Here is a 17,635-nt window from a genome sequence, read left to right as displayed (position 1 = left end):
TGATAGTTCCAGCATTGGCAAAGCAGCGCATTTGCCTGGAAAAAGCGGCAGATATCGCGCCGTCTCGTTCCGCCGAACCAGCTAATGCGCTGCGGGCGGGATAAGTCTTGCCTATCCCTTTCGCCGCAGCCGGCAGAAGAAGAAGCCGTCGGTATCGGTCGATGCCGGCGTCAGGGTAATGGTCTTGCCATCGGAAGAGCGCGGCTTGGGCGCATCTTTTCCGAACAGCTTCTCCCAGGAGCTCAGCGCCTCGACCACTTCGAAGTCCGGATTGTTGGCTGCGAAGCGGTTGACCTGCGTTTCATTTTCTTCCGGCAGGACCGAACAGGTGACATAGAGCAACAGGCCGCCGGGGCGGACGAATTCGCCGGCCTGAGCCAGCGCTTCCTGCTGCTGGCCGGTGCGCTCGTCGAGGTTCTTCTGCGTCAGCCGCCACTTCGTATCGGGGCGGCGGCGCCAGGTGCCGGTACCGGTGCAGGGGGCATCGACCAGCACCTTGTCGAATTTGCCGCGCAAAGGGAGCAGGCCGTTTCTTTCGTCATGCACCTGAACATTGCGCGTGCCGGCGCGCTTCAATCGCTCGATGATCGGTGCCAGCCGCCGCCGATCGGAATCATAGGCATGGACCTGGCCCTTATTGTGCATCGCCGCCGACATGGCGAGCGTCTTGCCGCCGCCGCCGGCGCAATAGTCGAGCACCTGGTCGCCTTCTTCAGGTAGGACAAGATCGGCAACGATCTGCGAGCCTTCGTCCTGCACCTCGAACCAGCCTTTCTGGAAAGAAAGTTCGGCGGTGACATTCGGCAGGCGCGATGCGCCTTCGCCGGCGGGAATGCGGATGCCGTAACGGGCGATCTTCGAAGCGTGCGCTCCGGCGCGTTCCAGCGCCTTCACGGCCTTGTCGCGGCTGGCCTTCAGCGCGTTGGCGCGCAGATCGAGCGTCGGCCGCTCGGCCAATGCCTGGGCCTCGGCAAGCCAGCTATCGCCGAAAGCCTGTTGGAAGGAATGCTCGACCCATTCCGGAATGTCGCCCTGGATATGGCGCGGCGCATCTTCGATCTTTCGGGCGGCAAAGGCTTCGAGCGCCTCGGCGCTTGGCGGCTCGGGCGCGAATTTGTCGCCCTCGAATTCGGCGGCCAGCACTTCGGGCGTCAAGCCCCATTGGCGAAAGAGCACGGCATGGGCAAGCGCGGAGGGGCTGTCGTCGCCCATCAGCCAAGCATGAGACAGCCGCATGCGCAGAGCATCGTAGACGATGTTGCCGATTGCGGCGCGGTCGCCGGAGCCGGCGAAGCGATGGGCCAGTCCCCAATCCTTCAGGGCGTCGGCCACTGGTCGCTTGCGCGCTTCGATATCGGCAAGAACTTCGATGGCCCCCTGCAGCCGGCCGCCCAGACGCATTCACTATTCTCCTGCTTGCGCATGGTTCCGAAACCACCTGGATCACCGGAAAGGCTCATGCGCCACCAAAGTGTCACTGACACCTCATCAATCCGCACGAAATAAGCACGTGGCGGCAGATTATTGAGACGTCTCAACCGCGTGGTAGCCGCGATTGACGGAGAGAGCAAGCGTCAGGCCGAAACGCCGGGGTCGTTCCCAGCAAATCCGCCGATTACTTCGAGGCGACGACGTCGTAGCAAACGCTCGCCGTGCCGGAGGCAACCATGCCGATATTCTGCGCTGCAGCGCGGGAGAGATCGAGCACGCGTCCACGAATGAAAGGTCCGCGATCGTTGATGCGAACGACAACGCTGCGGCCATTGTGGCGGTTGGTCACCTTCAGGCGTGTGCCGAAGGCAAGCGAGCGGTGGGCGGCAGTAAAGTTACCCGAACTCATGCGTTCCCCGGAAGCAGTCTTGGAGCTTCCCCCGTACCATGATGCGCCCCCGCATCCCGTTGCTGCAAATGCGTCCGTCGAGAGGATAGCAAAAGCGGCGGATATAGTTGCGATGATCGCAACAGAACGATTGATTTTCTTCAAACCGATTTTCCCTCAAACAATTGAACTTGCGCCTGGTGAGCGGCGGGGGCTTAAATCGGGCGAAAAATGGCAAAAAAGTGCCTGCTAATATCACGGAATGTTACATGCTGTAACATTTGTGATTTATGACGAGTGATATCGAGTATCGCTAAAACTAAGGTTTGATGGAAAAAACACAATAAATTCAGTTAAAAACCGAACGAATTTTCCCAAATCGATGCTGCAATGCAGAAGATCACGAAATTTGAAAAAATAATTTTCCGACTTCGCCTTATTTGCTGCCGCATTTGTGCAATTTCAGAGATCATTAACCATAAATGTGGAGCAAATTGAACTAGCCAATATGGGTTAGTAGGAATTTTCGTGCGATTGATCTGGGGGGTGAGGTCGAATTCCCTTAGCCGCGCCAGCGCCCCGAGGACCACAGTTGGGCGAGCGACATGCGATAGTCCGGATAGCGGAATGGGAAGCCCAGCGCGCGCAGTTTTGCGTTCGAAACCCGCTTGTTCTCACCATAGAACGAACGCGCCATCGGCGTCAGCTCCGCCGTTTCGAAAGCCTGTTCCGGCGGCGGCTCGACACCCATCAGACGGGCGGCCTCGACGATGACGTCCTGCGGCGGACCGGGCTCGTTATCGGTGACATTATAAATGCCGCCCAGTTTGCGGTCGGAGAGGAACTTGGCGCAGGCGCCGATGTCCTCGACGCGGATGCGGTTGAACACCTGGTTCGCCTTGATCAGCCGCCGTGCCGTTCCCTTTTCCAGATTGCAGAAGGTGTTGCGGCCAGGACCATAGATGCCGGCAAGCCGGAGCACGGCAACCGGAATGCCGAGCCTGATTCCGACGCGGTGCCAGCCATCCTCCGCTTCGACGCGTTCAACCGAGCGGTCGGAAACCGGATGCAGCGGCGTTTCCTCGCTGACCCAGGCGCCCTTGTGGTCGCCATAGACGCCGACGGTGGAAAGATAGCAAACCCATTCGAGCTTCGGCATGAGCGCGCGGATATTCAGATGCGCCAGCCGCAGCAGCGGATCACCCGACTTGCCGGGCGCGATCGACTGGACGAGATGCGTGGCGGATTTCATCACCTCGCTCAATGCGGGATCGAATGTCTCTCCGTCGAAGACGAAAGCTTCGATGCCTTCCTCGCCAAGAGGGCCGGTCTTTTCGGGCGAACGGGTCGTGCCGGTGATCCGAATGCCCTGGCCGGCGAAGGCCTTGGCGATAGCCGTTCCTGAATAGCCGCAGCCGAAAATCATCACATGCATCACGCAACTCCTGCCAGTATCCACTCCGCGCGGACATCCGCGTCCGGTTCGTCACCTCTTTCTGCCGCAAAAGTGCGGAACTCGCCAGCCGTCATCAACCGCGACAGCGCCCAGACGGCCATGCCGCGCACCACGGCTGAAGGATCTTCCGACAGGCCACGGCATGCCGTGATCAAGCCGCGATCCCCGGAATTGCCGGCGGCGATCAGCACATTGCGAATGAAGCGGTCACGCCCGATGCGCTTGACCGGCGAGCCGCTGAAGAAGGCGCGAAAGGCGGCATCGTCGAGATCGAGCAGAAAGGCGATCGACGGCTCCCTGAGGTCGTCGCGAGCGACCAGCTTCATCTCGGCGGCCGCACTGGCGAATTTGTTCCAGGGACAGGCGGCGAGACAGTCGTCGCAGCCATAGATGCGGTTGCCGATCAACGGCCGAAGCTGCGGATCGATCGGCCCCTTATGCTCGATGGTCAGATAGGAAATGCAGCGGCGCGCATCGAGCTGATAGGGGGCCGGGAATGCGGCCGTCGGGCAGACGTCGAGACAGGCGCGGCAGGAGCCGCAGTGATCGATCTCGGGCTGATCCGGTTCGAGATCGGCTGTTGTGAACATCGAGCCAAGAAACAGCCAGGAACCGTGCGTCCGGCTGACGAGATTGGTATGCTTGCCTTGCCAGCCGAGGCCCGCTGCGGCAGCCAGCGGCTTTTCCATGACCGGCGCCGTGTCGACGAAGACCTTGACGTCCTCCTGCGATCGCGCCGCAAAGCGGGTGGCGATCTCCTTCAGCCGGCCCTTGATGATGTCGTGATAGTCGCGGTTGCGGGCATAGACGGAAATGGCCGCTTTATCAGGCTTCGCCAGAATGCCGCGCGGGTCTTCCTCGGGACCGTAATTGAGACCGAAGACGGCGATGGAGCGGACATCGCCCCAGAGCATGTGCGGATCGCCGCGACGTTCGCGCGTTTCCTCCATCCACGCCATGGTGCCGTGGTAGCCTTGTTCAAGGAATTGATTGAGCCTGATCCCCGCGTCCGGAATAGTGTCCGGTCGGGTGATGCGACAGAGATCGAATCCCTGCGCCTGTGCTTCGTCGCGAAGAAAGGCCGTCAGCCTATGCCTTCGCTTGCTTTCTTTATCTATGGCACGGTCTTCGGGCATATGCAGCCCTCGTCAGAAATCCAGATCGGCGTAGTGCGATACAGGCGTGATGCCGCGCACGCGTTCCGCCAGGATCGGCCGGAACGACGGGCGCGATTTCAGCCGCTGATACCATTCCTTGGCAACGGGTGATTCCATCCAGTCGATCTCGCCGAGGTAATCGAGAACGGAAACCGAGGCGGCAGCAGCGAGATCCGCATAGCTCAGTCGATCGCCGGCGAGCCATTGGCGGGAACCCGCAAGCCAGGAGAGATACTTCATGTGCTGGCGGATGTTGCCGCGAGCCATGCGCATCACCTTGGAATCGGGAGCGCCGCCGCCCTGATCGGCAGTCATCTGCAACTTGTAGACCCGTTCGCGCACCAGAGGCCGCGTCACGTCCTGTTCCATCTTCTGCATGAACCACTCCGTCAGCCGGCGGATTTCGGCGCGCTGGAACGGGTCTTCGGCCAGAAGCCGGCGGTCTCGCTTCAAAACGCCATGCGTCTCGTCGAGATATTCGGAGATCACGGTCGCGCCGCAGAGCGCCCGCATGCTGTCGTCGACATAGACCGGCAGGGTGCCGGCCGGATTGAGCGCCAGGAAATCGCGCCGTTTTTCCCACGTCTGTTCCTCGATCAACTCCGTCTGATAGCCGTATTCGGTCAGAATCAGACGGACGAACCGTGACGGAGATGACATGGAATGATGATACAGCGTCGGCATTGATACTCGGGCTTTTGCAGTTGATGCTTATAAGAGTCTCGGGCCCACCATCTTGCGGCCCTAGTCATACGTCATCGGTTGAAGCTATAGGAGTTTGGCCTAGCTATTACAAGCGAATCGGGCCACCCCGCTCTTTGACAAAGGACACAATATGGCTGAACAAATTGTTATCGCGTTGTTTTTGGGCCTTGTGGAAGGCCTGACGGAGTTCATTCCCGTATCCTCCACGGGTCATTTGATATTGATCGGACATTTCCTCGGTTTTGATGAAGCTGCCACTTTCGACGTTCTGATCCAGCTCGGTGCTATCCTCGCCATCTTGCTCGTCTATTTCAATCGTCTCGTTCAAATCGCAAAGGCGCTGCCGGTCAGCGTCAAGGCTCGCCATTTCGTGCTGGCGGTCCTTTTCGGCTTCCTCCCGGCTGCCGTGATCGGCGCGATCGCGCATGATTTCATCAAGACGGTGCTGTTCGATTCGCCGAAGGTTATCTGTATCTCGCTGATTCTTGGCGGCATCGTTCTGCTGGCGATCGACAAGATCGAGTTCAAACCCAAATATACCAGCGCCTATGAGTTTTCCTGGCCGATGGCGATCAAGATCGGCTTCTTCCAATGTCTGGCAATGATCCCGGGAACATCGCGTTCCGGCTCCACCATCGTTGGCGCCCTCTTGCTTGGCGCTGACAAGCGCTCGGCCGCGGAATTCTCTTTCTTCCTTGCCATGCCGACCATGGCCGGCGCCTTCGCGCTGGATTTGTGGAAGAGCCGTCACGACCTCAGCACGGACCAGGGCCTGCTGATCGTCGTCGGCTTCTTCACCGCTTTCATATCGGCATTGTTCGTGGTCCGGGCTCTGCTCGACTTCGTCTCGCGCCGCGGCTATGCCCCCTTCGCCTGGTGGCGCATCGCCATTGGCGTGCTCGGCCTGATCGGGCTTTATACGGTCGGCTGAGGCCGATCGCCGGGGGTGAAATCTTGAGAAAAATGAAGGCCGGTGAGAACCGGCCTTTTTTCATGCTCGATCAGTTCGAGGATGAAGGCTCGATGGAACCCGTCGTGCAGGGATCGACGCCATAGGTCGGCGTGCATTCACCCTTGACCGAGGCGATGCTGCCGCGGGCCACGAACGAGCCAGCGAGGATCACCAGTGCCGCGCACGCAAACAAAAGCGCGATAGACTTACCCATCGAAGAATGCCTTTCCGCAGAAGTGAAACGCGCCACGATTGGCCCGTGCCGGGCTTGGCGACGCGCGGTTGTGTTAGTCAGTGAAATGATGAATAGCAATAAAGGTTCATGTTAAATTTGACGTTAATGCTACTATTTTCAGTGTGCGTCTTTTGAGCAACGCCAAGCTGTGAATCAAGACGGCAAAGCTAGCTCTCCCGGTGCCGAAAACGCAGCCAGAGGAAACAAAAACGCCGCCTGGATGAACCAGACGGCGTTTCAATTTTTCCGAATCGCTACAAAGCGTCACGCGGCCTTGCCGGAGCCGGTGAACTGGCCCTGCGGGCGATAGCGTACCAGGTAGGAAGGCAGCACGGAGACGAGCAGGGTCGGCATCAGGCCGATACCCTGCAGGGTCCGGCCTTCCGCCTCGGCTTCCTTGGAGACGACATTGTCGTGCTTCAGCAGGCGAACCTGATCGGGCGTGATCGGCGGCGTGATGAGCGGCACCAGCGAAGCGACCGAGCCGATGAGCGAAGCGAGGCCGAAGGGGATGGAGACGAGCGACTTCTTCCGGTTGATAACGGCAAGCGTCGTTTCGAGACATTCGCGGAAAGAAAGCACCTCCGGACCGCCAAGCTCGTAAATCGTGCCGGCCTTCAGCTTGCCGTCGACGCCGCGGGCGACTACCTCGGCGACATCCTCGACATAGACCGGCTGGAACTTCGTCTCGCCGCCGCCGATGAGCGGCAGGAAGGGCGCGGTGCGCGACATATCGGCAAATTTGTTGAAGAAGCTGTCTTCCGGACCGAAGACGATCGATGGCCGCAGGATGACGGCATCGGGCTTGATCGACAGGATGCCGGCTTCAGCGCGAGCCTTGGTGCGGGCATAGGCGGAAGGCGAATTGGCATTGGCGCCGATGGCGGAAATATGCGTCAGCGAAGCGCCGGCGCCGCGTGCAGCTTCCGCGATGGCCTTGGCGCCGAATTCCTGCACGGCATCGAATTTATTGCGGCCGCTTTCGGCGAGGATGCCGACGCAATTGACCACATGCTGTGCGCCTTCGACGGCGCGATCGATGGAGTTGCGGTAACGCAGGTTCGCCTGGACGATCGAGATTTGGCCGAGATTGCCGAGCGGCTGCAGAAAACCGGCGAGATCGGGGCGGCGCACGGCGACGCGGATGCGATAGCCGCGCTTGGCGAGCACGCGCACGACATGCCGCCCAATGAAGCCCGATCCCCCGAACACGGTCACGAGCGGTGGAAGGTTGGACAGGGTCATGGCAGGCTCCTCGAGAGGCTTAAATAGGGCTGATCTGGTTTCGTCTTAACCGATCCGAGGGCCGAGGTGAAGTGCTATCACACCGCATGTTCCGGCTGCTTTTTAAAAGCGTTAGACGCCTTCGACGACCACCATTTCGGCGTCTGCGACTTCATGACGAATCTTGGCGGCGATCTGATATTCCGGCGAGTTGTAGCAATCGACAGCATGCTGCAGCGACGGGAATTCGATGACGACATTGCGGCCGCGCGCCTGGCCTTCCAGTGGCGTGAAAGCGCCGCCGCGGGCGAGGAAATTCGCGCCGTATTTCTCGAAAGCCGGCTTGGCGGCGGCAACGTAGTCCTTGTAGCGCTCAGGGTCGCGTACATCCACGCGTGCGATCCAATATCCCTTGGCCATGTCCGGTCTCCCTGTTTCCTGCAATTTAGAGCGCGGCGTCCATCTCTGCGAGGATGGCGCGGGCCGCTTCCTTCGGGTCGGCCGCTTTGACGATCGGCCGGGCGACGACGAGATGGCTCGATCCGGCCTTGATGGCCTCGGTCGGCGTCATCACGCGCTTCTGGTCGCCCTTGTCGCTGCCGGTCGGGCGGATGCCGGGGGTCACCAGTGCCATGTCCGGACCGATGATCTTGCGCACGGCGGCAGATTCTTCGGCCGAGCATACGATGCCGCCCATGCCGGCGAGGAGCGCCTGTTCGGCGCGGCGCAGTACCAGCGTATGCGGGTCGTATTCATAACCGGCGGCGATGAGATCCTCTTCGTCCATCGAGGTCAGCACGGTGACGCCGAGCAGGCAAAGATCGGAACCCTTGGCTGCGGCAACGGCGGCGCGCATCGCCTTCGGATAGGCATGCAGCGTCAGCATCGACATACCCATTTTGACGATGTTTTCAACGCCGGACGCAACCGTGTTGTCGATGTCGAGCAGTTTCATGTCGAGGAAGATCTTCTTGCCGTCGGCGGCAAGGTCGCGGGCAAACTCCAGGCCGCCGGCGAAGGCGAGCTGATAGCCGATCTTGTAGAAGAGAATATCGTCGCCGAGCGCCGTGACGACCTTTTCGGCCTCCTGAAGGTTTGGAACATCCAGTCCAACGATCAAGCGGTCGCGTGCGGTCATCTCAACTCCACCCCTGCCAATCTTCCATAGGCGTCCAGTCGCATGAGACGGCGCGCTTCGCAAGGTCGAAACAGAAAAGATTGCCGCCGCCGGGCGGCTGATCGCCCTGGCGCGCGATAGGCTTGCCCTCGAGATGGCATTTTAGCAGCGTACCGACGCCACCATGGCCGACAAAGGCGATCGGCGTGCGCGGGTCGTGCCGAGAAAGAACGGCCTCTACCTGCGAGACAATCCGCGCCTGCGCATCGATCGCGCGCTCCCAGCCTTTGAAGCTTTCATGCGGATGGGCGAAGAACCAGTCGGCCGCCTTCTCGAATTCAGGCGGGGCTAGGAAGCCCGTGGCGCTGCGGTCGTTCTCATGCATGGCTTCGATGATCTGGACAGCTGCGCCGCTGGCTGTCGCCAGGATTTCGGCAGTCTCGATCGCCTTGCGCTCGCCGCTGGAAACGATCAGGCCGAGCTCACGCGCCCATGCGCGATTTGCCGCCAGTCTGGCGCGTTCCGCGCCGATATCGGAAAGACCCCAGTCCGGAACCGGCACAGAGGGATCGATGCGCACCTGCGGGTGCGTAATATAGAGAGCGAACATCGGAGCAGGATTCCATACTGAAGGGTCTCGGAACAGGAATATGTCCAGCCGAAACGCGGTGGCAAGATGACTCTTCCTGGATAGCCTCAGCCCCGGCTATAAACCCAGAGCTGGGCCGGCGGGATATTACGGACGATGAAATCATAGTGGCGGATATGATAGCGATCCGGCCGGGCAATGATCGGCGAGACCGGTCCGTAGGAGATCTGCACCACAGGCCTGCCGGGTGGGATGCGGTCCAGCAGGCTTTCGAGCAGAGCGACGCGCGCCTTCATGGGAAAGTTCAGCAGTGGAATACCCGAGACGATGGAATCGAAGGTCTGGCCGCGCAACACCCCAAGCGTCTTGTCGAGATCGAAGGCGTCGCCATTGATGAAATGGACGCCGGGATAAAGACGGACGAGATGATTATAGAAGTCGGTGGAATATTCGACGGCGACGAGATTTTCCGGTTCGACGCCGCGCGCCAGGATCGCCTTGGTGATCGCACCCGTGCCGGGGCCGAGCTCCAACACCGGCAGGCCGGAATGGATATTGACGACGCTCGCCATCTTGCGGGCGGTAATCGAGGAGGTCGGAACGATGGAACCGACCGTTTTCGGACCCTGCATCATACCCTTGAAGAAACGGATTTCTTCGTCGAACTTCTTGCCCAGCCGTTCCTTGAGACGCAGCGCCATGCTCTCCCCCACCAGTTTTAACAGTTACGGCTTACATATCGTTTATCTCTCATCTTGCAATGCCATGGCGCAATACAAAGAGAAAATGTCGCAAGCTGCACAGGCTCAAAGAAAAGCGCCCCTCTGTCGTTCCGAAGAACGCATGAAGGGCGCTTCGGTTTCGCTAGACGCGCATCGGCATCAGGACATAGAGAGCATCGTCGCCGGCCGTGTCGCGGATCAGCGTCGGCGAGCCAGCATCGGCAAGAAGGAAGATCGCCGCATCGCCGGACAATTGCGCGGTGATGTCGAGCAGATATTTGGCGTTGAAGCCGATTTCCATCGCGTCCATGTCGTAGCCGACGGCGACTTCTTCGGTCGCGCTTCCGGAGTCGGGGTTATTGACCGTCAACAGGAGCTGGCCGTCCGACAGTGCCAGCTTCACGGCGCGGCCGCGCTCCGACGAAATGGTCGAGACGCGGTCGACGGCCTGGGCAAAGCTTTGGCAATCGACCCGCATTTCCTTGTCGTTGCTGGTGGGGATGACGCGCTGATAATCGGGGAAGGTGCCGTCGATCAGCTTCGAGGTCATGACGATCGAGCCAATCGTCAGGCGGATCTTCGCATCGGACACTTCGACGGTGACGACAACATCGGGGCTGTCGACCAGTTTTTGCAATTCGCCGACCGTTTTGCGCGGGATGATGATGCCCGGCATGCCTTCCGAACCCGAGGGGGCGTCGACATCGGCGCGGGCGAGGCGATGGCCATCCGTGGCCACGGCCCGCAGCTTCAGGTCGCCCTTGCTTTCGATCGTATGGAAGAAGATGCCGTTCAGATAATAACGCGTCTCTTCGGTGGAAATCGCGAACTGCGTCCGATCGATCAGCATCTTCAGGTCTGACGCCTTCAGCTTGAAGGAATGGCTGAAGCTGCCGGCGGTCAGGTCCGGAAAGTCCGATTCCGGCAGGCACTGCAGCGAGAATTTCGAGCGGCCCGAGGCAACCGTCATCGAGCTGCCGTCAGGATTGGTGGCGAGCAGTACTTCCGAACCGTCCGGCAGCTTGCGCACGATGTCGTAGAGGAGATGCGCCGGTACGGTGGTGGCGCCGGCCTTTTCGACATTGGCGGGCGTCGCCTCGGTGATTTCGAGATCGAGGTCGGTCGCCTTCATGTCGAGGCTTGTGCCCTCGGCCTTGAGCAGCACGTTGGACAGGATCGGGATCGTGTTGCGACGCTCGACCACGCGATGCACGTGGTTCAGCGATTTCAGGAGGTTCGACCGCTCAATTGTAATACGCATGATGCTACCGCTTTCGACCGTTACTCCCGGGCAGCCACAGGCGCCCGAAGGATGCTTTTTCGGACAAGGCCCGAGATTGGACGGGCAAAATGACAGAACTCAGCATGCGAATGCAAGAGGCATCCGGGTATGCTGCACCTCATTTCGGTATTTGGCCGACAATGCTCACAGGATTTGCGCCGCTCTTGCCGTCAGGCCATACCTCGCCCATAAAGACGATGAATCCGAGGCGAATTCAGGGTCGGCATGAGCGACGAACACACAAGCGGCGGAGCGCGCAGCTTCCGCCTGCACAATACCACGGTTCCTGCCCGTCCGCTGGAGCCGGCGCTTTATCTTGTCGCCACGCCGATCGGCAATCTCGGCGACATCACGCTCCGGGCGCTGGAAACGCTGGCCGGTGCCGATGTTCTCGCTTGCGAGGATACGCGCGTCACCCGCGTGCTGCTCGACCGTTACGGAATACAGAACCGACCCTTCGCCTATCATGAGCACAATGCCGACGAGGCAGGGCCGCGGCTGCTGCAGGCGCTGGAAGCTGGCCGCTCGGTGGCGCTGGTGTCCGATGCCGGCACGCCCCTGGTCTCCGATCCCGGCTACCGGCTGGCGCTGCAGGCGATCGAGGCGGGCTACCGTGTCGTGCCGATCCCCGGAGCCTCCGCGCCGCTCGCCGCGCTGGTCGGCTCCGGCCTGCCCAACGACGCCTTTTTCTTCGCTGGCTTCCTGCCCGCCAAGGACAAGGGCCGCCGCGACCGGCTGGCCGAACTCGCCGCCGTTCCCGCTACCCTCATCTTCTTTGAATCGCCCCATCGCATCGCCGCGACGCTCGCCGCAGCCGCCGATGTACTTGGCGGCGAGCGCAAGGCGGCCGTCTGCCGCGAACTCACCAAGACCTTCGAGGAATTCCGTCGCGGCACGCTCACAGAGCTTGCCGTGTTCTATGAGGCCGTCGAGCATGTGAAAGGCGAGATAGTCCTGCTCGTCGGCCCGCCGGCGGAAAGTGTTGCGGCGGAGGCGGATGTCGAGGCCATTCTTGGGGATCTCGCCCGCAGCATGCCGACCGCCAAGGCCGCGGCAGAAGCCGCCCGCATCACCGGCCTGCCGCGCAAGGAGCTTTACCAGCGACTGCTCGATATGAAGGAGCGCCATGGCTGAGACCGGCGAGAGGCTGAAGCGGCGGGAAGCGTGGCGGCGCGGCCATGTCTCGGAATATGCCGCAGCACTTTTCCTGTTCTTCAAGGGCTACCGCATCCTCGCCATTCGCCATCGCACCAAGCTCGGCGAAATCGACATCATCGCCCGCAAAGGCGATCTCGCCGTCTTCGTCGAAGTAAAGGCCAGGCGTGGTGCGCAGGAGGCGATCGACGCCGTTTCTTTTTCCGCGCAAAGGCGCATCCGTGCCGCGAGTGACCTCTGGCTTGCCCGCCAGCCGGACTATGCGCTGTTGTCGCAGCGCTACGATATCGTTGCCATCCTGCCTGGCCGCTGGCCACGCCATTTTCCGGATGCTTTTTAACGTCTGCCATCATGGCAACGTCACAAAGCGCAACTATTGCCAGACCACCGCGCTGACACCGCTTCCAGGCATCGCGCTTTAGCCACTTCGACAGGTCTCATGATGATCCGCAATACCGTTTCCGCTTTCGCCGTTCCCTCGCAGGAGGAACGCAAGGGCTTCATTTCGTTGGAAAAGACCCCTGACGTTCACGCGGCAACATTGGCGTCGCTTGCCTGCATGAACACGGTGCGCGTTGGTGGCGCGACTGGCGAGGATCGGCCGCTTGCTTTCCCCTTCACCGTGGCGGCATGGAATTTGGAACGCTGCCTTTTCCCCCTCGAATCCGCCGCCAAGCTGAAGGCGACCAAAGCGCCGCTGATCCTGCTCTCCGAGATGGACGAGGGCATGGCGCGCACCGAACAGAATGACCCGACCGCGATCGTCGCCGGCGAACTCGGCATGAACTATGCCTATGGCGTGGAATTCCTGGAACTCAGCCTCGGCTCGGAAATCGAGCGTTCCTTCTGCCGCGACGATTTCAACGAGAAGGGCTTTCACGGCAACGCCCTGATGTCCTCCGTTGCCCTGAAGGATGCTTTCCTCTTCCGCCTGCCGGGCGAGGCCGTCTGGTTCAACGACGGAAATGAGCAGCCGCGCATCGGCGATCGCTGTGCTGTCGGCGCCATCGTCGGGACCGAGGCCGGTCCCCTCGTTGCCGTGTCGGTTCATCTCGAAAGTGTCGCGACCGCTGCCTATCGCGAGCGGCAGATGGCGGCGTTGATCGACGCTGTCGAGGCCTTCGCGCCCGGTCTTCCGATCCTGATCGGCGGCGATCTCAATACCGGCAATCACACCGGCGGCGATTTCTCGACCGATACCCTGTTCGCCATGGCCGAAGGCCGTGGCTTCGAATGCCATGGTGGCCCGCTGGATCAGACGAGCACGCGCCCGAGCCTGATCACGCGTTTTCCCGATCGCACCATGAAGCTCGATTGGTTCATCACTCGCGGTTTGAAGATCGGCGAAAGCCACCTTGTTTCCTCCCTCAATGAGGAGGGCAAGCCGCTATCCGATCATGACATGGTCGTCTGTACAATCGAAGGTTTTTCTGCCTGATCTCTGCAATCATTAAAATGCGCCAGATTTCATGAACCGCGCCGTTACCTCTTCCGTGCGATGGAAACTGAGACGCGCTTGGAATTGGGGGATTGCATGGTTTTGAGATTGATGTTGGCGAGCATGGCGGCCTTTGCCGCGCGTGCGGTCCCGGTTGTTGTTGCATTGCCGCAGTCGAAGAGCTTCGTGGCTGGCGCAAGCGATGAGATGGAAATGAAGCCCTCGCCGATCGAACCGTCGTGGATCCTGGCCGGCGATCCGGTTGCGCGCATTGCCGAGCATTCGCGTGGGCGGGATGATGCCGCGATGACGGCGCTGTGGGATTGCACGGCAGGCGAGTTTCGCTGGTATTTCGGCTGGGACGAAACGGTGATGATCCTTGAAGGCGAGGTGCATATCACGACGGAAGACGGCGTCGAACGCACGCTCAGCGCAGGCGATGTTGCCTATTTCGCGGGCGGAACCTGGGCCACATGGCGCATCGATCACTATCTGCGCAAGGTCGCCTTCTGCCGCAAGCCGTTCCCGAAGCCTTTGACCATGGCTTATCGCCTGCGCAACTTCATCCGGCAGGGCGGCGCACAGGGCCTTGCCGCCTGAGCGCGGCCAGCCCAGACGAAAGACGTCTCTGACGGAAGCCCTTGAATAGCCGTTGCGTTTGGATGCAGGCCGACCTACATCTGTCCGCAAATTCGAGCGAGGGCTGACTATGGCTGGTATCAAGAATGTTGCGGTCCAGATGGACCATGTGAAGAGCATCAACATTGCGGGTGACTCGACCTTCGCCATGAGCCTGGAAGCCCAGACCCGCGGCTACAAGCTCTTCCATTACACGCCCGAGCGCTTGAGCATGCGTGACGGCAATGTCTACGCGACGGTTGAGCCGATGATCGTTCGCGACGTCAAGGGCGATCACTTCGAGCTCGGCGAGCCGGAGCGCGTCGATCTCTCGACCATGGACGTGGTGCTGCTGCGCCAGGACCCGCCCTTCGACATGGCCTATATCACCTCGACGCATCTACTCGAGCGCATCCATCCCAAGACGCTCGTCGTCAATGATCCGGCCTGGGTGCGCAATTCGCCGGAAAAGATCTTCGTCACCGAATTTGCTGATCTCATGCCGAAGACGCTGATCACGCGCGATCCGGCCGAAATTCGCCGCTTCCGCGAGGAGATGGGCGATATCATCCTGAAGCCGCTGTATGGCAATGGCGGCGCCGGCGTCTTTCATTCGACGCGGGACGACCGCAATCTATCCTCTCTGCTCGAAATGTTCGGCCAGCTCTTCCGTGAGCCCTTCATCGCTCAGCAATATCTGCCCGACGTGCGCAAGGGCGACAAGCGCATCATCCTCGTCGACGGCGAGGCGGTCGGCGCGATCAACCGTGTGCCGGCCGAGCATGACAGCCGCTCCAACATGCATGTCGGCGGCCGCGCCGAGGCGACCGAACTGACGCCGCGCGAAAAGGAAATCTGCGAGCGCATCGGCCCGGCATTGAGAGCGCGCGGCTTCCTGCTCGTCGGCATCGACGTCATCGGCGACTATATGACCGAGATCAACGTCACCTCGCCGACCGGCCTGCGCGAAGTCAAGCGCTTCGGCGGCGCCGATATCGCTAGCCTGTTGTGGGATGCGATCGAAGCGAAGCGGGCTTGAGGGGCGCCTGCCCTATAGGGACCAGGACGCCGCCTCTCCGCTCGCCGCAAGGCGGGCTATATCGCGATGCCCATCCGGCGGCAGGTTAGGATCACTGCCGACGGTCCGGTGGAGCTATCGTCTGCGATGACCGTCGGCACGAAGCCGAAAAGTGGTTTCACGTCGACCATCATGCCGACGTAAGGCCGCTTGTCCATGACACCGTGCAGGCCGCCAAAGGAGCTGATGGTGCCGCAGACGCTGACGTAGCCCTTGCTATCCTTGGAAGCCGCCATCGGCCCGAAGATCAGCACGCCCTCATAGGGAAGCTGCTCGTGCAAACCCTTTTCCACCGCGGCAATTTCCTTGGCGCTTAATTGATAGGGAGCGCCTTTTTCCAGATTATCCCCGCCATCGATAGATTGGCAGCCGGCCAGAACAGCGCTCAGTAGAAGGGATAGCGATACTACAAGTCTCATATTTGCTCCGATTGTAGAAATCGTCCCTTCGTTCTTTTATTGTTCTTGTTTTATTCCATGTTTTCTGCCACTATGCAACCCATAGTCTGTTATGAAAAATTGATAACGGTAAACGAGTTAAAAGAGGGCGGGGATGGTAGCGCGCGTCAGCACGATTGCGTTTCAAGGCATTGAGGGCGTTCCTGTCGAAGTGCAGGTGATGATTTCCCCGGGCAAGGTGCTGATGCATATCGTCGGTCTGCCGGACAAGGCCGTGGCCGAAAGCCGCGAACGGGTGCAGGCAGCTCTTCATGCCTCTGGCCTGTCGCTGCCGCCGAAGAAGGTCACGGTCAATCTCGCACCCGCGGACCTGCCCAAGGAGGGCAGCCATTTCGATCTTCCGATCGCGCTTGGGCTGATGGCGGCGCTGGGCGCCATCCCGGCGGATGCGCTTGCGGCCTACACCGTCATCGGCGAGCTCAACCTCGATGGCACGATCGCGCCGGTCGCTGGCGCGCTGCCGGCCGCGATCGCCGCCAATGCCATCGGCAAGGGGCTGATATGCCCGTCCGAAAGCGGTCCTGAGGCCGCCTGGGCCGGCGCCGACATCGATATTCTCGCGCCGCGCAGCCTGATCGCGCTCGCCAATCATTTCCGCGGCACCCAGGTTCTGTCACGCCCCGAACCGGCGATCCGCGCCAATGCCGCCAACGTCCCCGATCTCGCCGATATCAAGGGCCAGGAAAGCGCCAAGCGGGCGCTGGAAGTGGCGGCGGCCGGGGGACATAATCTGCTTTTCGTCGGCCCGCCCGGTTCCGGCAAGTCGATGCTGGCCTCGCGCCTGCCGTCCATTCTGCCGCCATTGTCGACGGCGGAGCTGCTGGAAGTGTCGATGATCCATTCCGTTGCCGGTCAGCTTTCGGGCGGAAAGCTCTCCGACCGCCGGCCCTATCGCACGCCGCATCATTCCGCCACCATGGCGGCGCTGGTCGGCGGCGGCTTGCGTGCCCGCCCCGGCGAGGTATCGCTTGCCCATCACGGCGTCCTTTTTCTCGATGAATTGCCCGAGTTTTCGCCGCAAGCGCTGGATGCGCTGCGCCAGCCGCTGGAATCGGGCGAATGCGTCATCGCCAGGGCCAATCATCGCGTTTCCTATCCGGCGAGCATTCAATTGGTTGCAGCGATGAATCCCTGCCGTTGCGGCATGGCCGGCGAGCCGGGTCACACCTGCGCCCGCGGCCCGCGCTGCGTCGCGGATTATCAGGGCCGGATTTCCGGACCGCTGTTGGACCGCATCGATATCCGCCTCGACGTGCCCGCCGTCTCTGCGGCCGATCTCATCCGCCCGACGACGGCCGAAAAGAGCGCCGATGTCGCCCTTCGTGTCGCCCGTGCCCGCGAGCGGCAGCGCGAACGCTTCGAGGCCGCCGGGATGAAGGGAATTTCCACCAATGCCCGCTGCTCGACATCGATGATCGAAACGATCGCCGAGCCGGACGCCGCCGGCCTGCAATTGCTGCGCGACGCGGCCGAGAAGATGAAGTTTTCCGCCCGCGGCTATCATCGCGTGCTGAAAGTGGCCCGCACGCTCGCCGATCTCGACGACAAGCAAACCGTCGGGCGCATCCACCTCGCAGAAGCCATTTCCTACCGCATTGCCGGCGAGCGGCTGACCGCGGCGGCGTAAGCG

The 17,635-nt window shown here is 61.0% G+C and carries 21 protein-coding genes; 8 read left to right on the top strand and 13 right to left on the bottom strand.

What is annotated here, in order from left to right; translation table 11 throughout:
• Nucleotides 1–111 precede the first annotated feature (111 nt).
• Nucleotides 112–1,401: an RsmB/NOP family class I SAM-dependent RNA methyltransferase gene (locus ACXHXG_RS05620; protein WP_457898683.1), complete on the bottom strand. Its 1,290-nt coding sequence runs from the start codon at nucleotides 1,399–1,401 to the stop codon at nucleotides 112–114.
• Between the two features lie 214 nt (nucleotides 1,402–1,615).
• Complete coding sequence (locus ACXHXG_RS05615) at nucleotides 1,616–1,957, bottom strand: septal ring lytic transglycosylase RlpA family protein (RefSeq protein ID WP_457898827.1); 342 nt, start codon at nucleotides 1,955–1,957, stop codon at nucleotides 1,616–1,618.
• On the opposite strand from ACXHXG_RS05615, the gene ACXHXG_RS05610 reads away from it, so the two are divergent.
• Nucleotides 1,860–2,072 carry a hypothetical protein gene (locus ACXHXG_RS05610; RefSeq protein WP_457898834.1) on the top strand — a complete coding sequence of 71 codons (213 nt, stop codon included), beginning with the start codon at nucleotides 1,860–1,862 and terminating at the stop codon, nucleotides 2,070–2,072. The two genes, ACXHXG_RS05615 and ACXHXG_RS05610, sit on opposite strands and share 98 nt — an antisense overlap.
• Nucleotides 2,073–2,381: 309 nt before the next feature.
• Here the strand turns inward: ACXHXG_RS05610 and ACXHXG_RS05605 are convergent, their stop codons facing one another.
• The 3 genes from ACXHXG_RS05605 to ACXHXG_RS05595 are packed head-to-tail and all read right to left on the bottom strand — an operon-like array spanning nucleotide 2,382 to nucleotide 5,116.
• On the bottom strand, nucleotides 2,382–3,254 hold the full coding sequence (locus ACXHXG_RS05605; RefSeq protein WP_457898682.1) for an SDR family oxidoreductase: 873 nt from the start codon (nucleotides 3,252–3,254) through the stop codon (nucleotides 2,382–2,384).
• A complete protein-coding gene (queG, locus tag ACXHXG_RS05600; RefSeq protein WP_457898681.1) occupies nucleotides 3,254–4,411 on the bottom strand; it encodes a tRNA epoxyqueuosine(34) reductase QueG in 1,158 nt (385 codons plus the stop codon). Before queG ends, ACXHXG_RS05605 begins: the two co-directional genes overlap by 1 nt.
• A gap of 12 nt (nucleotides 4,412–4,423) precedes the next feature.
• Nucleotides 4,424–5,116, bottom strand: coding sequence for a glutathione S-transferase family protein (locus ACXHXG_RS05595; protein WP_104821746.1), 693 nt, complete (start codon nucleotides 5,114–5,116; stop codon nucleotides 4,424–4,426).
• A 151-nt stretch (nucleotides 5,117–5,267) separates the two neighbouring features.
• On the opposite strand from ACXHXG_RS05595, the gene ACXHXG_RS05590 reads away from it, so the two are divergent.
• Nucleotides 5,268–6,068, top strand: coding sequence for an undecaprenyl-diphosphate phosphatase (locus ACXHXG_RS05590; protein WP_104821747.1), 801 nt, complete (start codon nucleotides 5,268–5,270; stop codon nucleotides 6,066–6,068).
• 70 nt (nucleotides 6,069–6,138) lie between these two features.
• Here the strand turns inward: ACXHXG_RS05590 and ACXHXG_RS05585 are convergent, their stop codons facing one another.
• The 7 genes from ACXHXG_RS05585 to dnaN form a co-directional block, all read right to left on the bottom strand.
• Entirely contained in the window at nucleotides 6,139–6,303 is a 165-nt protein-coding gene (locus ACXHXG_RS05585; RefSeq protein WP_199773511.1) for a hypothetical protein, read from the bottom strand.
• 285 nt (nucleotides 6,304–6,588) lie between these two features.
• A complete protein-coding gene (locus ACXHXG_RS05580; protein ID WP_457898680.1) occupies nucleotides 6,589–7,569 on the bottom strand; it encodes a complex I NDUFA9 subunit family protein in 981 nt (326 codons plus the stop codon).
• A gap of 111 nt (nucleotides 7,570–7,680) precedes the next feature.
• The gene (locus ACXHXG_RS05575) at nucleotides 7,681–7,968 is read right to left on the bottom strand and encodes a DUF1330 domain-containing protein (protein ID WP_457898679.1); all 288 of its coding nucleotides are present in this window, start codon (nucleotides 7,966–7,968) and stop codon (nucleotides 7,681–7,683) included.
• A 25-nt stretch (nucleotides 7,969–7,993) separates the two neighbouring features.
• A complete protein-coding gene (pyrF, locus tag ACXHXG_RS05570) occupies nucleotides 7,994–8,686 on the bottom strand; it encodes an orotidine-5'-phosphate decarboxylase (RefSeq protein ID WP_457898678.1) in 693 nt (230 codons plus the stop codon).
• 1 nt (nucleotide 8,687) lies between these two features.
• Nucleotides 8,688–9,275, bottom strand: a complete 588-nt coding sequence (locus ACXHXG_RS05565) for a histidine phosphatase family protein (protein ID WP_457898677.1) — start codon at nucleotides 9,273–9,275, stop codon at nucleotides 8,688–8,690.
• 86 nt (nucleotides 9,276–9,361) lie between these two features.
• On the bottom strand, nucleotides 9,362–9,955 hold the full coding sequence (gene pmtA, locus ACXHXG_RS05560; RefSeq protein WP_283048733.1) for a phospholipid N-methyltransferase PmtA: 594 nt from the start codon (nucleotides 9,953–9,955) through the stop codon (nucleotides 9,362–9,364).
• A 163-nt stretch (nucleotides 9,956–10,118) separates the two neighbouring features.
• Nucleotides 10,119–11,237 (bottom strand): DNA polymerase III subunit beta, encoded by a 1,119-nt coding sequence (gene dnaN, locus ACXHXG_RS05555; RefSeq protein WP_285169009.1) that lies wholly within the window; start codon nucleotides 11,235–11,237, stop codon nucleotides 10,119–10,121.
• Between the two features lie 246 nt (nucleotides 11,238–11,483).
• Here dnaN and rsmI point away from each other — a divergent pair, with 246 nt between their 5' ends.
• The 5 genes from rsmI (at nucleotide 11,484) to gshB (ending at nucleotide 15,508) form a co-directional block, all read left to right on the top strand.
• On the top strand, nucleotides 11,484–12,392 hold the full coding sequence (gene rsmI, locus ACXHXG_RS05550) for a 16S rRNA (cytidine(1402)-2'-O)-methyltransferase (RefSeq protein ID WP_104821754.1): 909 nt from the start codon (nucleotides 11,484–11,486) through the stop codon (nucleotides 12,390–12,392).
• The gene (locus tag ACXHXG_RS05545) at nucleotides 12,385–12,753 is read left to right on the top strand and encodes a YraN family protein (protein WP_283048740.1); all 369 of its coding nucleotides are present in this window, start codon (nucleotides 12,385–12,387) and stop codon (nucleotides 12,751–12,753) included. Before rsmI ends, ACXHXG_RS05545 begins: the two co-directional genes overlap by 8 nt.
• A 102-nt stretch (nucleotides 12,754–12,855) precedes the next feature.
• Entirely contained in the window at nucleotides 12,856–13,851 is a 996-nt protein-coding gene (locus tag ACXHXG_RS05540) for an endonuclease (protein WP_457898826.1), read from the top strand.
• Between the two features lie 96 nt (nucleotides 13,852–13,947).
• Entirely contained in the window at nucleotides 13,948–14,451 is a 504-nt protein-coding gene (locus ACXHXG_RS05535) for a cupin domain-containing protein (protein ID WP_199773512.1), read from the top strand.
• Nucleotides 14,452–14,560: 109 nt separating this feature from the next.
• Nucleotides 14,561–15,508, top strand: coding sequence for a glutathione synthase (gene gshB / locus ACXHXG_RS05530; protein ID WP_457898676.1), 948 nt, complete (start codon nucleotides 14,561–14,563; stop codon nucleotides 15,506–15,508).
• A 56-nt stretch (nucleotides 15,509–15,564) separates the two neighbouring features.
• On the opposite strand, the gene ACXHXG_RS05525 is transcribed toward gshB, so the two are convergent.
• Entirely contained in the window at nucleotides 15,565–15,966 is a 402-nt protein-coding gene (locus ACXHXG_RS05525) for a hypothetical protein (protein ID WP_104821757.1), read from the bottom strand.
• A gap of 133 nt (nucleotides 15,967–16,099) precedes the next feature.
• Here ACXHXG_RS05525 and ACXHXG_RS05520 point away from each other — a divergent pair, with 133 nt between their 5' ends.
• A complete protein-coding gene (locus tag ACXHXG_RS05520; protein ID WP_104821758.1) occupies nucleotides 16,100–17,632 on the top strand; it encodes a YifB family Mg chelatase-like AAA ATPase in 1,533 nt (510 codons plus the stop codon).
• Nucleotides 17,633–17,635 lie beyond the last annotated feature (3 nt).

It is taken from the genome of Rhizobium sp. LEGMi-198b (assembly GCF_054114205.1).
This window is presented reverse-complemented; position numbering and strand designations above follow the sequence as displayed.

What these genes read in the sequence shown, in the direction of transcription:
- ACXHXG_RS05620 (WP_457898683.1), bottom strand. Translation starts at nt 1,401, where the DNA reads ATGCGTCTGGGCGGCCGGCTGCAGGGGGCCATCGAAGTTCTTGCCGAT.
- pyrF (WP_457898678.1), bottom strand. Translation starts at nt 8,686, where the DNA reads ATGACCGCACGCGACCGCTTGATCGTTGGACTGGATGTTCCAAACCTT.
- dnaN (WP_285169009.1), bottom strand. Translation starts at nt 11,237, where the DNA reads ATGCGTATTACAATTGAGCGGTCGAACCTCCTGAAATCGCTGAACCAC.
- ACXHXG_RS05605 (WP_457898682.1), bottom strand. Translation starts at nt 3,254, where the DNA reads ATGCATGTGATGATTTTCGGCTGCGGCTATTCAGGAACGGCTATCGCC.
- ACXHXG_RS05545 (WP_283048740.1), top strand. Translation starts at nt 12,385, where the DNA reads ATGGCTGAGACCGGCGAGAGGCTGAAGCGGCGGGAAGCGTGGCGGCGC.
- ACXHXG_RS05520 (WP_104821758.1), top strand. Translation starts at nt 16,100, where the DNA reads ATGGTAGCGCGCGTCAGCACGATTGCGTTTCAAGGCATTGAGGGCGTT.
- ACXHXG_RS05585 (WP_199773511.1), bottom strand. Translation starts at nt 6,303, where the DNA reads ATGGGTAAGTCTATCGCGCTTTTGTTTGCGTGCGCGGCACTGGTGATC.
- queG (WP_457898681.1), bottom strand. Translation starts at nt 4,411, where the DNA reads ATGCCCGAAGACCGTGCCATAGATAAAGAAAGCAAGCGAAGGCATAGG.
- rsmI (WP_104821754.1), top strand. Translation starts at nt 11,484, where the DNA reads ATGAGCGACGAACACACAAGCGGCGGAGCGCGCAGCTTCCGCCTGCAC.
- ACXHXG_RS05590 (WP_104821747.1), top strand. Translation starts at nt 5,268, where the DNA reads ATGGCTGAACAAATTGTTATCGCGTTGTTTTTGGGCCTTGTGGAAGGC.
- ACXHXG_RS05540 (WP_457898826.1), top strand. Translation starts at nt 12,856, where the DNA reads ATGATCCGCAATACCGTTTCCGCTTTCGCCGTTCCCTCGCAGGAGGAA.
- ACXHXG_RS05580 (WP_457898680.1), bottom strand. Translation starts at nt 7,569, where the DNA reads ATGACCCTGTCCAACCTTCCACCGCTCGTGACCGTGTTCGGGGGATCG.
- ACXHXG_RS05565 (WP_457898677.1), bottom strand. Translation starts at nt 9,275, where the DNA reads ATGTTCGCTCTCTATATTACGCACCCGCAGGTGCGCATCGATCCCTCT.
- ACXHXG_RS05575 (WP_457898679.1), bottom strand. Translation starts at nt 7,968, where the DNA reads ATGGCCAAGGGATATTGGATCGCACGCGTGGATGTACGCGACCCTGAG.
- pmtA (WP_283048733.1), bottom strand. Translation starts at nt 9,955, where the DNA reads ATGGCGCTGCGTCTCAAGGAACGGCTGGGCAAGAAGTTCGACGAAGAA.
- ACXHXG_RS05595 (WP_104821746.1), bottom strand. Translation starts at nt 5,116, where the DNA reads ATGCCGACGCTGTATCATCATTCCATGTCATCTCCGTCACGGTTCGTC.
- ACXHXG_RS05525 (WP_104821757.1), bottom strand. Translation starts at nt 15,966, where the DNA reads ATGAGACTTGTAGTATCGCTATCCCTTCTACTGAGCGCTGTTCTGGCC.
- gshB (WP_457898676.1), top strand. Translation starts at nt 14,561, where the DNA reads ATGGCTGGTATCAAGAATGTTGCGGTCCAGATGGACCATGTGAAGAGC.
- ACXHXG_RS05535 (WP_199773512.1), top strand. Translation starts at nt 13,948, where the DNA reads ATGGTTTTGAGATTGATGTTGGCGAGCATGGCGGCCTTTGCCGCGCGT.